12 protein-coding genes are annotated in these 15,258 nt (G+C 50.8%); 10 read left to right on the forward strand and 2 right to left on the reverse strand.

All coding sequences use genetic code 11. The features are described from left to right. The 7 genes from HZS79_RS16580 to HZS79_RS16610 form a co-directional block, all read left to right on the forward strand. Positions 1-5,378 (forward strand): YadA-like family protein (locus HZS79_RS16580; protein ID WP_179928406.1); only part of this gene is annotated, 5,378 nt, incomplete at its 5' end. A gap of 11 nt (positions 5,379-5,389) precedes the next feature. Then, the gene (locus HZS79_RS16585) at positions 5,390-6,223 is read left to right on the forward strand and encodes an OmpA family protein (protein WP_179928407.1); all 834 of its coding nucleotides are present in this window, start codon (positions 5,390-5,392) and stop codon (positions 6,221-6,223) included. A 97-nt stretch (positions 6,224-6,320) separates the two neighbouring features. Next, the gene (locus HZS79_RS16590; RefSeq protein WP_162220032.1) at positions 6,321-6,749 is read left to right on the forward strand and encodes a hypothetical protein; all 429 of its coding nucleotides are present in this window, start codon (positions 6,321-6,323) and stop codon (positions 6,747-6,749) included. A 66-nt stretch (positions 6,750-6,815) separates the two neighbouring features. Further along, positions 6,816-7,154 carry a DUF6447 family protein gene (locus tag HZS79_RS16595; protein WP_202932497.1) on the forward strand — a complete coding sequence of 113 codons (339 nt, stop codon included), beginning with the start codon at positions 6,816-6,818 and terminating at the stop codon, positions 7,152-7,154. 83 nt (positions 7,155-7,237) lie between these two features. After that, positions 7,238-8,158: an SH3 domain-containing protein gene (locus HZS79_RS16600; RefSeq protein ID WP_162220033.1), complete on the forward strand. Its 921-nt coding sequence runs from the start codon at positions 7,238-7,240 to the stop codon at positions 8,156-8,158. 80 nt (positions 8,159-8,238) lie between these two features. Next, positions 8,239-9,555 (forward strand): FecR family protein, encoded by a 1,317-nt coding sequence (locus HZS79_RS16605; protein WP_162220034.1) that lies wholly within the window; start codon positions 8,239-8,241, stop codon positions 9,553-9,555. Positions 9,556-9,592: 37 nt separating this feature from the next. Continuing rightward, complete coding sequence (locus HZS79_RS16610; RefSeq protein ID WP_179928408.1) at positions 9,593-11,848, forward strand: CHASE2 domain-containing protein; 2,256 nt, start codon at positions 9,593-9,595, stop codon at positions 11,846-11,848. A 39-nt stretch (positions 11,849-11,887) separates the two neighbouring features. On the opposite strand, the gene tsaA is transcribed toward HZS79_RS16610, so the two are convergent. Next, positions 11,888-12,616, reverse strand: a complete 729-nt coding sequence (gene tsaA / locus HZS79_RS16615; protein ID WP_179928409.1) for a tRNA (N6-threonylcarbamoyladenosine(37)-N6)-methyltransferase TrmO — start codon at positions 12,614-12,616, stop codon at positions 11,888-11,890. An 86-nt stretch (positions 12,617-12,702) separates the two neighbouring features. Between tsaA and HZS79_RS16620 the strand changes: the two genes are divergently transcribed. Beyond that, entirely contained in the window at positions 12,703-13,227 is a 525-nt protein-coding gene (locus HZS79_RS16620) for a GNAT family N-acetyltransferase (protein WP_162220037.1), read from the forward strand. A 7-nt stretch (positions 13,228-13,234) separates the two neighbouring features. Here the strand turns inward: HZS79_RS16620 and nadC are convergent, their stop codons facing one another. Further along, positions 13,235-14,089: a carboxylating nicotinate-nucleotide diphosphorylase gene (gene nadC / locus HZS79_RS16625; RefSeq protein WP_162220038.1), complete on the reverse strand. Its 855-nt coding sequence runs from the start codon at positions 14,087-14,089 to the stop codon at positions 13,235-13,237. Between the two features lie 83 nt (positions 14,090-14,172). On the opposite strand from nadC, the gene ampD reads away from it, so the two are divergent. Beyond that, positions 14,173-14,745 carry a 1,6-anhydro-N-acetylmuramyl-L-alanine amidase AmpD gene (gene ampD, locus HZS79_RS16630; protein ID WP_162220039.1) on the forward strand — a complete coding sequence of 191 codons (573 nt, stop codon included), beginning with the start codon at positions 14,173-14,175 and terminating at the stop codon, positions 14,743-14,745. Positions 14,746-15,162: 417 nt separating this feature from the next. Next, a partial coding sequence (locus tag HZS79_RS17000; RefSeq protein ID WP_503658111.1) for a pyruvate dehydrogenase E1 component-related protein occupies positions 15,163-15,258 on the forward strand: 96 nt, incomplete at its 3' end.

Genomic DNA, 15,258 nt, shown 5'->3' on the forward strand with positions numbered 1-15,258 from the left:
ACCTGACGGTACAAGGCGAGACCCGCCTGGGTGACAACTTCTTCGTCAACAACGAAGGTAACGTCACTTACACGGGTGATATCACCGAAGGCGACCACATCACCAACAAGAGCTACGTTGATAACAGCGTGACCGAGTTGGGCGATACGCCGCTGACCTTCGCTGGCGACAGCGGCGAGTCATTCGAGCGTCGCCTGGGTGAGCAGACCAACGTAAAAGGTGGTGCTGAAGGCGGCTTGACCGAAGGCAACATCGGCGTGGTGGCGGATGGTGAAGACACACTCAACATCCAACTGGCCGAGAACATCGACCTGGGTGAAGACGGTAGCCTGACGATCAACGAAACGCTGATTGATGGCAACCAGATCACCACCAACAACGTCACGGTGAATGAGACCTTAACCGTTGAGGGCGACACGTTCCTGAACGAGAACCTGACGGTAGCGGGTAGCACCACCATCAACGAAAACCTGACGGTGGAAGGTGACACCTACCTGGGCGACAGCTTCTCAATCGTGAACAACGAAGCGTTCTACGATGGCCCAGTCACCGAAGGCGACCACATCACCAACAAGAGCTACGTTGATAACAGCGTGACCGAGTTGGGCGATACGCCGCTAACGTTTGGTGCCAACGAAGGTGACGACTCTGAGCGTCGTTTGGGCGACCGTCTGGACATCGTGGGCGAGGAAGATGCGGAAGGTGATAGCAACATCATCACCAAGCTCACCGATGAAGAGACGCTGGAACTGGCGCTGAATGACGATCTCAAGATCGGCAACAGCATCACCGTGGGCGACACCTTCCTTGATGGTGACAGCGTCACCACCAACAACATGACGGTGAACGAGAACCTGACGGTACAAGGCGAGACCCGCCTGGGTGACAACTTCTTCGTCAACAACGAAGGTAACGTCACTTACACGGGTGATATCACCGAAGGCGACCACATCACCAACAAGAGCTACGTTGATAACAGCGTGACCGAGTTGGGCGATACGCCGCTGACCTTCGCTGGCGACAGCGGCGAGTCATTCGAGCGTCGCCTGGGTGAGCAGACCAACGTAAAAGGTGGTGCTGAAGGCGGCTTGACCGAAGGCAACATCGGCGTGGTGGCGGATGGTGAAGACACACTCAACATCCAACTGGCCGAGAACATCGACCTGGGTGAAGACGGTAGCCTGACGATCAACGAAACGCTGATTGATGGCAACCAGATCACCACCAACAACGTCACGGTGAATGAGACCTTAACCGTTGAGGGCGACACGTTCCTGAACGAGAACCTGACGGTAGCGGGTAGCACCACCATCAACGAAAACCTGACGGTGGAAGGTGACACCTACCTGGGCGACAGCTTCTCAATCGTGAACAACGAAGCGTTCTACGATGGCCCAGTCACCGAAGGCGACCACATCACCAACAAGAGCTACGTTGATAACAGCGTGACCGAGTTGGGCGATACGCCGCTAACGTTTGGTGCCAACGAAGGTGACGACTCTGAGCGTCGTTTGGGCGACCGTCTGGACATCGTGGGCGAGGAAGATGCGGAAGGTGATAGCAACATCATCACCAAGCTCACCGATGAAGAGACGCTGGAACTGGCGCTGAATGACGATCTCAAGATCGGCAACAGCATCACCGTGGGCGACACCTTCCTTGATGGTGACAGCGTCACCACCAACAACATGACGGTGAACGAGAACCTGACGGTACAAGGCGAGACCCGCCTGGGTGACAACTTCTTCGTCAACAACGAAGGTAACGTCACTTACACGGGTGATATCACCGAAGGCGACCACATCACCAACAAGAGCTACGTTGATAACAGCGTGACCGAGTTGGGCGATACGCCGCTGACCTTCGCTGGCGACAGCGGCGAGTCATTCGAGCGTCGCCTGGGTGAGCAGACCAACGTAAAAGGTGGTGCTGAAGGCGGCTTGACCGAAGGCAACATCGGCGTGGTGGCTGATGGTGAAGACACGCTCAACATCCAACTGGCCGAGAACATCGACCTGGGTGAAGACGGTAGCCTGACGATCAACGAAACGCTGATTGATGGCAACCAGATCACCACCAACAACGTCACGGTGAATGAGACCTTAACCGTTGAGGGCGACACGTTCCTGAACGAGAACCTGACGGTAGCGGGTAGCACCACCATCAACGAAAACCTGACGGTGGAAGGTGACACCTACCTGGGCGACAGCTTCTCAATCGTGAACAACGAAGCGTTCTACGATGGCCCAGTCACCGAAGGCGACCACATCACCAACAAGAGCTACGTTGATAACAGCGTGACCGAGTTGGGCGATACGCCGCTGACCTTTGGTGCCAACGAAGGTGACGACTCTGAGCGTCGTTTGGGCGACCGTCTGGATATCGTGGGAGAGGCTGATGCGGAAGGTAACAGCAACATCATCACCAAGCTGACCGATGAAGAGACCCTCGAACTGGCGCTGAATGACGACCTGGAGATTGGTAATAGCATCACGGTCGGTGACACCTTCATTGATGGTGACAGCATCACCACCAACAACATGACGGTGAACGAGAACTTGACCGTTGAAGGTGATACGTTCCTGAACGAGAACCTGACGGTTGCGGGTAGTACCACCATCAACGAAAACCTGACGGTGCAAGGTGATACCTACCTAGGTGATAGCTTCTCAATCGTGAACAACGAAGCGTTCTACGATGGCCCAGTGACTGAGAACAACCACATCACTAACAAGCAGTACGTGGATAACTCAGTGACCGAATTGGGCGACACGCCGCTGACGTTTGGCGCTAACGAAGGTGGTGACACCGATCGCCGCTTGGGTGACCGTCTTGACATCGTGGGTGAGGAAGATGCGGAAGGTGATAGCAACATCATCACCAAGCTGACCGACGAAGAGACCCTCGAACTGGCGCTGAATGACGATCTCAAGATCGGTAATAGCATCACTGTGGGCGACACCTTCATTGATGGTGACAGCATCACCGCCAACAACATGACGGTGAATAAGAATCTGACGGTTGCAGGTGAGACCCGTCTGGGAGACAACTTCTTCGTTAACAACGAAGGCAATGTCACCTACAGCGGCGACATCACCGAAGGCGACCATATCGTCAATAAGAATTACCTGGACGGTAGTATTGGTGAGTTAGCAGATCGTCCGATCTACTTCGCAGGCAATACTGGCGAAAGAGTCGCCAAGCGATTGGACGAAACTCTGACTATCTCTGGTGAATTGGCAAGAAATGCTGATGCCACAGGGGCTAACCTGCGTGTCGACAGTGATAGTAAACAGCTGAACTTAGTGATGGCTAAGAACCTGACAGATCTGGAAAGCATCACGCTAGGTGGCACGTTTATTAGCAACGAAGGCATTACCCTTGGCGATACCACCATCAATGGCGATCGTATCTCCAGCAACAATCTTACTGTGACTGGTGAGACTAAGTTGGGCGATAACTTCTTCGCGAACAGTGATGGCAATGTCACTTACACCGGTGACATCACCGAAGGTGCTCATATTGTCAATAAGGATTACGTTGACAGTGCTGGCGATCAGTTGATTTCGAACAATCCGCTGACGTTTGGGGCCAATGAAGGTGACGACACGAAACGCCGTTTGGGCGATCGTTTGGACATCGTGGGCGAAGCTGATGATGAAGGTAACAGCAACATTATCACCAAGCTGACCGATGAGCAGACGCTTGAACTGGCGCTGAGCGACGATCTTAAGATCGGTAATAGCATTGCTGTAGGTGAAGATGGTCCGGTTATCAGTGGCGATGGCATCGACATGAGTGATAACAAAATCACTAATGTGGCTGATGGTTCGGTATCGGCTGATAGCAAAGATGCGATCAATGGCTCTCAGCTTTATCAGCTAGAAAGCATTGTTACTAATGTTACTGGCGATATAAGTAACGAATATGTAACCAATAACGGTCGCGGTATTCGCTACGTGCGCACTAACGATAGTGACCTTGCCGTGAGCGACGCTTTTGCCGAAGGGCAAGGTTCCACAGCCGTTGGTTACGATGCGCGTGCCACAGCAGATCGTGCACTGGCGATGGGCTACGACGCCATTGCCTCGCATCAAGGTAGCGTAGCGTTGGGTGAAGGGGCTCGCACCGCCGAGGCGGTAAGCACCGCTTCGGTAGAGATTGCTGGTCAGACGTATCAGTTTGCAGGCTCCTCGCCGGTAGCGACTGTCAGCGTTGGTAGCGCCGGTGCTGAGCGCACGGTGACCAATGTGGCGGCAGGCCGAGTGTCGGCTGAGAGCACAGATGCGATTAACGGCAGCCAATTGTATGCCACTAACCAGGCGGTCGGTGTGCTAGACAACCGTGTTACCAATGTCGAGGGCGATATCAGCAATATCACCAATAACTTGGCGGATCTGGATGACCGTGCGGTGAAATATGACCGCAACGACGACGGCAGTGTTGACTACAACACGATTACCCTGGAAGGCGATGGTGGTACGACGATAACTAATGTGGCACCAGGTGACATCGCTCAGAACAGCACGGATGCAGTTAACGGTAGTCAGCTGTGGGAAGTGAGTAATCAGATCACCAATATTGAGCAAGGTGGTTCTAAGTACTTCCGCGCTAATAGCGATGGCCCAGCGGCTGATTCGCAAGGTACTGACAGTATTGCCATGGGGCCAAGCAGCGTTGCTGCAGGCGATCGTAGCGTTGCATCGGGTGCCGGTGCACAGGCCAATGCTGAAGGCAGCGTTGCACTCGGTGCGGGCTCCGTTGCTGATCGTGAAGGGATGAACGGTGAGCGTGAGCGCTTCTCTAATGAGTCGGTCGCTTCTACTCAGGGTGCTGTGTCTGTGGGTAGTGAGGGTAACGAACGCCAGATCACCAATGTGGCGGGCGGTACTCGAGATACTGATGCGGTTAACGTTCGCCAGCTGGACGCCGTTCAGCGTGGCTCGGTGAACTATGATCGTGATGCAGACGGCAATGTTGATTACAGCACTATCACGCTGAAAGGCGAGGAAGGCACTACCATCACCAACGTAGCGCCAGGCGTTAATGAGACTGATGCGGTTAATGTGGGTCAGATGAACGAGTTGGGGCAGCGTTTCTCCAATGAGATCAACAATGTCCATGGCCGTATTGATAGCGTTGAACGCAATGCTAATGCTGGCTCTGCCAGTGCGATAGCGGCGTCTACGGTGCCGCAAGCCTGGATGCCCGGTAAGAGCATGGTAGGTGTAGGGGCGGGTACCTACGGTGGTGAATCCGCGGTCTCGGTGGGTGTCTCGCGTCTCTCAGATAATGGCCGTTGGGTTATCCAGGGCAAGGTGACGGGCGATTCACAAAGCAACTTCGGCGCTGGTGTTGGCGCTGGCTGGCACTGGTAAAGGAGAACGACGTGAAGAAACTGAGTAAAAACATGATGACAAAGGCGGCCCTTGGGGCCGCCAGTGTAGCCGCCGTTCTCGTTCTGGCGGGTTGCGCTAGTCCGCCCAATAATGACCGTACGGAGCTGCGTGAAGCAGGAGATGGCTTTCCTGCGTTGGCGGGCAACTGGTACGACGGTGGCAAGTTTGTTGACCCTGAGAACATTTTGCGTATCAGGGAAAGTCAGACGAAAGACCAAGTACGCCAGTTGATCGGCAACCCCCATTACGCGGAAGGGTTCTTTGGTGTTAGGGAGTGGAACTATGTTTTCAATCTCTATACAGGTAATGGAAATGAGTACATTACCTGCCAATACCAAGTGCACTATGACAACGATATGGCGTTAGAAAGCACTCGCTGGCGTGATGCTCAGTGTCCGGCACTATTAGTGCCAATCGAGGTGGAGGAGATTGCCGCTGAGCCACGTGAAGAGAAGCTAACACTTTCGGGAGATGTTTTGTTTGACTTCGATAGCGATACGTTAACGCTGGAGGGACGTCGCGCTGTTGACCAGGTAACTCAAACCATCATGAATGATTTTGTGAGTCCGAAGGTGTTGATCATTGGCTATACGGACCGTTTTGGTAGTGAGGCTTATAACCTTGCGTTATCTAACTCTCGCGCTGAGACGGTCGGAGGCCATATGGCTAGTCAGGGCGTTAGCCGTTCGAGCATTACAACAGCCGGTCGTGGTATGGCAGATCCTGTTGTAGAGTGTCCTGGCAGGACAGCAACACCAAGCGTTACTGAGTGTTTGAGGCCGAATAGACGGGTGGAAATCACAGTTACTGAGACAGCTCGTTAGTTGCTTATCTAGCGAACTGGTACTACAGATAACTATTAACGGTGGGGATACGATGCTATCCCTGCTTTTTAAAAACTGAAAATTAGGAACTTAAATAATGAAGTATGTTGGCTATATTACGACATTCGTAGCGGCAGTTGTGGCGGCAGTTGGCTTATCTGTGTTCAGTATGGGAGTTATGGCAGAGCAGCAAGAGGAAGCAACTTCCAACAGGAACATTGACCAAAGCACGGTGTGTGTGGCTGCGAGTGATGAGCAAGCGCTAGGGTGTCCCGAAGGTGGGATGTTCCTGGCGAGACTCGCGATCAACGAAAGTGACCTGCAAAACCCTTTGATACTAGAAAACCGTGTCTTGAACACCATGGCGCTTTACTGCGATACAAATTTTGAGATTCAGCATACACGCACAGGTGTGCTATGTGTGCTGACCCATGAGCGTATTGGTACGCCAGCAGAAGAAGGCGACGCTATTGAAGCGGTGGAAGATGAGCCAGTTGCGCAAGAGGCTGTGGAAGAAGATTCCTAACCGCTTATTTAAATAACTATCTTAGTATTTAATGATGATTCAGATTAGTCTCGGAGGTGGTTTCTTATGAGCAAGCAGCGCACGACAGGGTCAGCAAAAAGCAGAGCCGCGAGCAAAAGTGAAGCTAATAAAAGCGAAGCCAATAAAAATGAAGTGACTGCTAATGAGAGCGAATCGGCGGTTGCCGTTGGCGACCAAGTAGCACAGCCAACGGTCACTATAGATGGTAAAGAGTATACGCTTGAAAGCCTTGGTCAGCAGGGGCGCGAGCAGTTGCAGAACCTGCGCGTTACCGATCACGAACTGCAGCGTTTACAAGACCAGCTGGCGATTACGCAGACAGCACGCAATACTTATGCTCGTATACTGGCAGAAGTGACTAAGACGGTGACACCAGTGAAGTAGCCCCTTCGTTGAAGGAATGCTGAACACCGTTGAATGCCCGGTAAGCGAGAGCTTACCGGGCTTTTGTGAAGGAAGAGCAGAATATGAAATTGCTACCCTTGATTGGTTTGGTTTTTTTAGGGGCTAGCGCGCTAGCCAGTGCCAACTATGAGGCGGGACTTGAGGAGTACCAGCGTGGCCACTATGCCTCTGCCATTCACGAGTGGCGAACGGCTGCCGAGCGTGGTGACGGGGAGTCTCAGTTTGCGTTAGGTATGATGTTCGAGCGTGGGCAAGGGGTGAGCGAAGATAGGGACGAGGCCTATAAGTGGTACCGTTTGTCGGCAGATAACGGTGAAATTAATGCTAAGGTACGTCTTGCTGAGTTGTTTTTACGCGAAGAAATTGAAGGTAAAGGGCCTGCAGACGCAGTAGAGTGGCTTGAGAAAGCTGCAGAGGCGGAAGATGTCGCCGCTCAGTTCCAGTTAGGGTTAATGTACCTTGAAGGCTTAGGTGTTGATGAAGACCCTCGGCTTGCAGCACGTTGGTTCGAGTTAGCTGCTGAACAAGGACATGTGGCCGCACAAAATAATATCGGTAGCCTTTATGAAACAGGCCGAGGCGTAGAACAAAGCTATAGTCGTGCGTTTGAATGGTACGAGCGTGCGGCTAAACAAAATGACCCATTCGCGCAAAATAATCTCGGTGCGATGCATGCCAGGGGACAAGGCGTGGATCGCAACCACGCGTGGGCGGTTTTCTGGTTTGTTATGGCGGCTCAAGGCGGCAATGAGTTAGCGAAAGAAAATATTGTTGCTAGTCTGCCTAACTTGGAAGAGAAGAAGATTGCTGGAAGCACCGTTAATATTCGTGGTGGAGCAAGTACTGACTTCGACCGTGTTGCATCGCTGACAAGAGGTACACCTGTCCATGTTCTTGGGAGTATGGAAGGATGGAGTCAGGTCTATTTTCAGCATGAAGGTGTACCTACTTTAGGATGGGTGTCCAATACGCTTATTGAATGACATTGGTGTGCAGTAATAGAGCCTCTATTGGATAATAAATATATGAAGTGGGTATGCCAATGCGTAAAAAGGGTGGCGTTATGAAAAGATGCGTTAGTCTGCTAATTAAAGCGCCAATGCGTCGCTATAAAAGTCGCTACAAGAGCGGTAAAAAGACCTTTTTACATTATGCGGCTCTGGTTAGCGCTATCTTGATGTTGGGCACATCGGTCAATGCGTCTGAGCCGTCTGATGGTTACCATCGCGTAGTGCCGGGCGATACGCTGTGGGATATCTCCGAACGCTATTATGGTACGCCTAATGAATGGCCTCTCTTACAGCAATTAAACACCATCTCGCAACCTACCAAGCTTCAGCCAAACACCGTTGTTGATCTAGGTGCTTTTGATCCTTTCCCATTAACGGTGCTTTATCGTTCAGGTGAAGTATGGATAGTTGAGGAGGCTAATGAGATTCATTTGACGAGAGGCGATACGGTTCATGTAGGTGCCACCGTACAAACCGGTGCCGGTTCTTCGGTCACGTTACAAATGCGTGATGGCGCAAGAGCCGTTGTGCCATCTAATTCGCGTGTCGTATTGCAACGAGAAGGGGAGCGAGGCATCACATTTTATCTAGAGGAGGGTGAGGTTGAGTCTTATGTACCGCCCAACCGAACTCAGCGGCGGGCTTATAACATAGAAACAAATGCGGGCGTTTTAGGCGTGCGTGGCACCCATTTTCGAGCCCGTTACGTAGATAATACTTTGTTGACGGCTGTTTATGATGGCAATGTCTCTGCTCAAAGCCGAATTAGCGCTGAGCAAGCCTCAGTTAGCCGCGATGAAGGAGCTCGTATCAGCACAGCTGGTGATATTCGTGTTGTTCCACTCTTGCCGCCACCAGATGACGTGCAGATTACTTCGTTTGCACCTGATGGTATTCAGGCTAATGTCTTATCACCAAGACCGGGTGCAACGTATCGGGCGCAGATAGCAGATGATCCTGATTTTTTAAATATACTGCAAGAGCAACGCTCGCGTGATGGTCAGCACAGTTTTACTGGGCTTATGCCAGGGTTTTATCATCTGCGTGTGTCAGCCGTTGATGAATTGGGGATTGAAGGGCGCAGTGCGGCGTTTGTGGTGCTTCATAACGATCATCGGGTCTCTGTTGTTCGGGAGGGGGGCGCGTGGATATTTGAGTGGGCTTATCTTGCCCAGCAAACATATCGTCTCCAACTGGCGGAGGACAGTGAATTTAGTACAATACTTTTGAACTATGAAGCGAAACACCGAGGCCCTTTGAAGGTAAGCCGCCTGCCTGAAAGCGTAGTGTATTGGCGTGTTGTTAGCGAAAACGAGCGTACGGGAGTGACGGAAGTGATAGATGCTGGGACGCTCAATGGCCCTGGGTAGCAGTACTCTATCGTCAGCATTACACCGGCGCTTTGTCATGACATGGTGTGCAATGGGCGGCTTGTTACTGCCCATTGCTTTTTTTCTTCATAGCCTATCTCCCTTGCTGTCTGATAATTTTTTCTACGATGCCTGGCTATCACGCCAGTCAGCCCCCCCCTCTGCCGATATATTGATTGTCGCGATTGATGAGCCTAGTTTACAAACACTAGGGCGCTGGCCCTGGTCGCGAGATGTACATGCCCAGCTCATTGAGCAATTAGATATGGCTGGTGTTCAATCTATCGTTTTGGATATCTTGCTAGTTGAAGCAAGCCGTTACCCCGAAGAAGATGCGCTGCTAGCAAATGCGATGCAGGATCATGGGAATGTTTATCTCCCCAGTGCGGTTCTTTCTGAGTATTTATCTCAAGATGGCATGCCAGGGGTACTCATGCCGACAGCTCCTCTTCTCTCGTCTGCCAAAGGGGTTGGGCATATTAACGTTGCACTTGATGCTGACGGTGTTGCCAGGTCGGTTAAGCTATCAGAATTGCGCGAAGGAAGAACGTTGCCGCAGTTAATGGCTATTGTTGCAGAGAGCGAATGGGCAAGTGATAAGCGCGTAGAGTGGCCGTCTACACCGATAAGAATACCTTTTCGTGGCCCAGCCGGCTCTTACGCGACGGTGTCTTACAAGGATGTGTTGATGGGGTATGTGCCTGAATCCTTATTACGGGATCGCACCGTTTTAGTGGGCATGACGGCACTTGGCTTAGGGGATCGCTACAATGTGTCCTTACTATCTCCAGGTTTGATGCCGGGGGTGGAAATACATGCTCATTTACTCGATGCATTGAGAAGTGAAACGTATATTCGTAATGTTGATAGTTGGTTGGGTGCAAGTTTGGCGAGTGTGCCAATTATTGTTTTAATGCTGTTGGCATGGTGGTTGCGTTTTCAATACCTGCTTGTTGTGGTGGTTCTGCTTAGTGTAAGTGTGTTACTAGCTTCTTTAGTGGCTTTAGGATTTAGGTGGTGGTGGCCACCCTCTGCTAGTTTGATAGCGCTTTGTATTGCGTTTTTTACTATTGTTTGGCAAAGCCAGGCTGCCCTGCTGGCTTGGTTCAAGCGCGAGCTTGAATTGTTGTATCAGGAGCCGTCTATTTTACCATTTAGAGAGCCTGGTAATATTCGCAGTGAAGGTGGGAAGTTATACCAGCAGTCTCAGGCTTTGGAGTTTGCATTAGGGCGTATAGTAGAAGGACGTCGGTTTATTCTTGATGCAATGCATTCATTGCCACTTCCTATTTTCGTACTAAACAAAAAAGGGGAGGTGTTGCTGGCAAATAAAAAGGCGATGGTGATCTGCTGGGAGGCAGGGCAAAGCGTTATTGACCACATTGAAAAGCTACCATCAGTGTTAACATTTGAAGAGCATCAAGGGTTCTCATCATTATGGCCACCACAGTTTGGAGATATTAGCGATATTAGTAGCGTGAAGGCTGGTGGTTTGTGCACTGACAATAAAGGCCGTACCTACCGTTTTGAAATGGGAGAACTATCTAGTACTACGCATAGTGTTGCGGGTGGCTGGTTGATATGGCTGGTTGACTTAACCAGTGATATAGAAGCGGAAACTCAGCGTTCCAGTATGTTGAGCTTTCTCTCACATGATATGAAAGCTCCGCAGGCTAGAGCATTAGCATTACTGGAAGCGCAAAAGGATCCTGCGTCAGCCGTTTCTCAAACCACTTTTTATCAATATTTAGACCAGTGCCTAACGATGGGGCTGGGAATGATTAATGATTTTATAGACTTGACGAGAGTGAAATCATTTGTCTTCGATAAAGAGTTTGTTTTGTTTGAAGATGTTGTTATGGAAGTGTTGGATCAAGTCTATCCTATTGCAAAAGTTAAAAATATTAAGGTAGTCAGTGACCTTCAGGATGAAGATGGTGCTCCTGTAATGGGAGATAAAGGATACCTTGCTAGGGCAGCTTTTAATTTAATTGAGAATGCTGTGAAGTATACGCCTTCTGGGGGTGACGTTAAGGTGCTTGTTTTTAAAGAAACGGAGTGGGTTGTGTTGCAAGTTTCGGATAACGGCGTTGGCATTATGCCGGAGTATATTGATTCTATTTTTGAAAGTTTTCAACGTGGTGATGAAGGAGAAATGGCGAAAGGCCACGGGCTGGGGTTGGCGTTAGTTAAAGCCGTGGCAGATAAGCATGACGGGTTAGTTAACTGCGAAAGTGAGTTTGGTAAAGGCAGCCGGTTTACAATGAAACTACCTTACTGTGCACTCGATTAATACGCTAATGTTGGCGTCGATTAGCTACTCTCCTCAGCCTCAAGTGGCTTTTTGAATATCGGTAATGTACATAACGGTGCTGTCGTTACTCATTTTCTGTGCTTGAAAACAAATATTAATATCTCTTAGCTGCATACCATAGTCCCTTGTCGATCCAGTTTGATGATAGGCGGGTCTTGGATCTTGTCCGATCACCTGGGTAATCAGTGAGCGTAAGTTATCACCATCGGCATGCGCATGAAGCGCAGACTCTGCCGCCATCGAAAATTCGACCGGATAAAATGGCGGTGGCGCTGGAGCAAAGCCTGAGCGTGCATCGGGTAGCGCTTCTGCCCATGGTAAATAAGGCTTGATATCTACCACTGGCGTGCCGGTTACCAAATCGGCTCCTTTCAAAAGTAAGCGAACCCCGTCCTGGGTGTTAACGTTTATCAGTTCAACGAGCGATAGCCCTAAGCGGTTAGGCCGATGCGTACTTCTGCTGGCGAATACCCCAGTTTTTTTGTTGCCGCCCAATCGAGGCGGGCGCACAAGAGGTGTCCACTCCTGGGGGCTACGATGAAAGATAAAACTGAGCCACAAGTGACTAAATGTTTCTAATCCACGCACGCACAAGGGAGTGTTAAAGGGGGGCGCTAGCACTAACGTTGCTTTCGCGGCTGTTGCTAACCCTGGTTGACGAGGCACGCCAAACTTATCAGGGTAGTCACTTTCGATGTAGCCTATGGGGGTAAGTGTAAATGACTCATTGATAGGGGTATCGCGCATTACATACCTTGTGCGTATAAGTGAAACCAAAGTATAAAGCAGACGTACATGAAGTAGGCAAGCAATGAACAATTTAGAGGTAATACATGCTTAATAGCGATGTGGTCGAAGCAACGCCTACGCCAAGAGTAACCTACCGTGCCGGGTTTGCCCGAGATGCAGCGGACCAGGCCGAAGTATTTTATCATGCTGTCATGCAGGGAGCGGCTGCCCATTACGGTGTGGAAGAGCGACATGCTTGGGCAAGTGCGCTTCCCCGAGAGGCAAGCGCTTGGGCTGCGCGTCAAGCGCTCTACACCACTCTAGTGGCGAGCTGTGACGGACGGTGCGTGGGTTTTTTGGAGTTTGACTTGGCTGCTAAGCGCATCGAAACGCTGTATGTATGGCCTTCATTAACAGGCCGCGGGATTGGCACCACACTGCTTGTTCACGCTGAGCGTATGTTACTCGAACAGGGTGTTTCGCGCGTCGAAATTGAGGCGAGTGCAGTGCTTTACGAACGACTTTTACGCCGAGGCTTTACAAACCTCGGCGAACAGTGGGTAGAGCGCAGTGGTGAACGATTAAAGCGCTATCGCCTAGTGAAACAGCTCAATGCGGTAGAAACATAGACGGCATTCAGACATCAAACGTATGGGTAAGACGCATCGAAAGATCGATCGAAGTGATGTCCTTGGTAAGTGCGCCACTGGAAATGCAGTTAACGCCGGTTTCTGCGATCGCTTTTAATGTTGTAGCACTGACGTTACCAGAGGCTTCTAACGTTGCTCGTCCGCCGTTTATTTCAACAGCAACATGTAAATCCTCTAATGCGAAATTATCGAGCATAATAATGTCCGCCCCTGCCGCCAGTGCCTGATCCAATTCTTCGAATGTTTCAACTTCCACTTCGACAGGAAGATCGCTTGCGAGCTTGCGCGCTTGGGATACGGCGGCTTGAATGCCGCCGCAGGCAGCAATATGGTTTTCCTTGATTAAAAAGGCGTCCCACAGGCCAATACGGTGGTTGTGACCACCACCGCACGTGACGGCATATTTTTGGGCTAGGCGCATACCTGGCAGCGTTTTTCGGGTATCTAATAAGCGTACGCCTGTTCCTTCGATTAAATCGGCGTAACGGCGTGTGGTGGTCGCGGTAGCGGAGAGTGTTTGTAGGATATTCAGCGCTGCGCGCTCTCCCGTCAACAAGCTTCGAGCAGGGCCTTCCAGTTCCAAAAAGCACTGATTTTCTTCAAGAAGGTCACCATCTGCTGCTTGCCAGCGTAGCGTAACGCGGTTATCGAGGCGTCGAAAAATTTCGTCGACCCAGGCAGCGCCACAAAGTACCGCTGGCTCGCGTGTGATAATGCTGGCAGTTGCCCACTGGTTCTCTGGAATCAACTGCGCCGTAATATCGCCAGGCCCAACATCTTCCGCCAGAAGGCGAGCAGCGCTGGCGCGGATTTCTTCGGCAAGAGCGTTTTCATAATGCATGGTGTTGCGTTCTCTGAGCGTCATCAAGTGTGATAAGCATTATAGTGAAAGAGAGCGCCAACGTAGAGGAGAGTGTTCGCGTAATGAAAAGAGTAATCTCTGGTGGCCTGTGGTCAATGGCACGGCAAGTGGAATCGCCTAATTATGATCAACGCCCCAATGGCGAGGTATCGCTGCTACTTATCCATGCCATTAGCTTGCCACCGGGGCAGTTTAGCGGCGATGCCATTGAAGCCCTGTTCACGAACCGTTTAGTTTCTGAGGAGCACCCTTTTTTTGCTGAAATTTCCCATCTTAGGGTGTCAGCACACTTTCTAATTCGTCGAGATGGCCAATGCGTTCAGTTTGTTGATACGGATCATCGCGCATGGCACGCAGGACGTTCATCCTGGTTTGATCCACGTCAAAGGGAGTGGCGAGCGGTATTAAATGATTTTTCGGTGGGAATAGAGCTAGAAGGTGATGATGCTACTCCATTTACTGGCGCGCAATATCGAACGCTGGTAGCGGTGACTCAATGGCTGTTTTCACGCTATCCACTGTTGGATAAGACGCGGATCACAAGTCATGCTCACGTAGCACCATTACGTAAAACAGACCCAGGGCCAGCCTTTGACTGGGCCTATTATCAGCAGCAGCTAGGCGCACTGGATTAGATGAATAAGCCAGCTCAAGAAAATTAAAAAATCTAATTAAGTGCTTCAGACGTAAGTAAATAAAACGGTAGTTTAACTACATGTTGGGGCCGTTAGTAGGCTCGTCTAAAATACGATAGAAACGTTATGTTGCGGTGCAATAGTTTGTTTTCGATAGCCTTTTAGCGCTTGCTGGAATTGGCAGAGTGACGACTTTGCGGTATCTTCGCATATACAAAAGGCTAACTTTCACGACAATTATGTAGCTTTACTACATCGAAAAGAACGTAGCTTGTTGAATATAGAACGAAAACCCCTGCACGGCGCTTAGGCGTCGGCGTTTTACTGGCCTGTGGTGGCTAAACAACACCGCAGCCGCCCCAGGCCCTAAGGGGTGGCGGGGCTCATTGTCATTTATCGTCATTCGGAGAGACCTCTATGAGTCTGGAGACAAGAGAAGATCTCGATCCGCTCGAAACCACGGAGTGGCTGGAATCCCTGGAATCAGTACTGGATCGTGAGGGCGAAGATCGT

It is taken from the genome of Vreelandella zhaodongensis (assembly GCF_013415115.1).
GTDB classification, from domain to species: Bacteria; Pseudomonadota; Gammaproteobacteria; order Pseudomonadales; family Halomonadaceae; genus Vreelandella; species Vreelandella zhaodongensis.

Excerpts from the sequence above, each read along its gene's own strand:
- HZS79_RS16590 (WP_162220032.1), top strand. The coding sequence starts at position 6,321 with ATGAAGTATGTTGGCTATATTACGACATTCGTAGCGGCAGTTGTGGCG.
- HZS79_RS16595 (WP_202932497.1), top strand. The coding sequence starts at position 6,816 with ATGAGCAAGCAGCGCACGACAGGGTCAGCAAAAAGCAGAGCCGCGAGC.
- HZS79_RS16600 (WP_162220033.1), top strand. The coding sequence starts at position 7,238 with ATGAAATTGCTACCCTTGATTGGTTTGGTTTTTTTAGGGGCTAGCGCG.
- HZS79_RS16605 (WP_162220034.1), top strand. The coding sequence starts at position 8,239 with ATGAAAAGATGCGTTAGTCTGCTAATTAAAGCGCCAATGCGTCGCTAT.
- HZS79_RS16610 (WP_179928408.1), top strand. The coding sequence starts at position 9,593 with ATGACATGGTGTGCAATGGGCGGCTTGTTACTGCCCATTGCTTTTTTT.
- tsaA (WP_179928409.1), bottom strand. The coding sequence starts at position 12,616 with ATGCGCGATACCCCTATCAATGAGTCATTTACACTTACCCCCATAGGC.
- HZS79_RS16620 (WP_162220037.1), top strand. The coding sequence starts at position 12,703 with ATGCTTAATAGCGATGTGGTCGAAGCAACGCCTACGCCAAGAGTAACC.
- nadC (WP_162220038.1), bottom strand. The coding sequence starts at position 14,089 with ATGCATTATGAAAACGCTCTTGCCGAAGAAATCCGCGCCAGCGCTGCT.
- ampD (WP_162220039.1), top strand. The coding sequence starts at position 14,173 with ATGAAAAGAGTAATCTCTGGTGGCCTGTGGTCAATGGCACGGCAAGTG.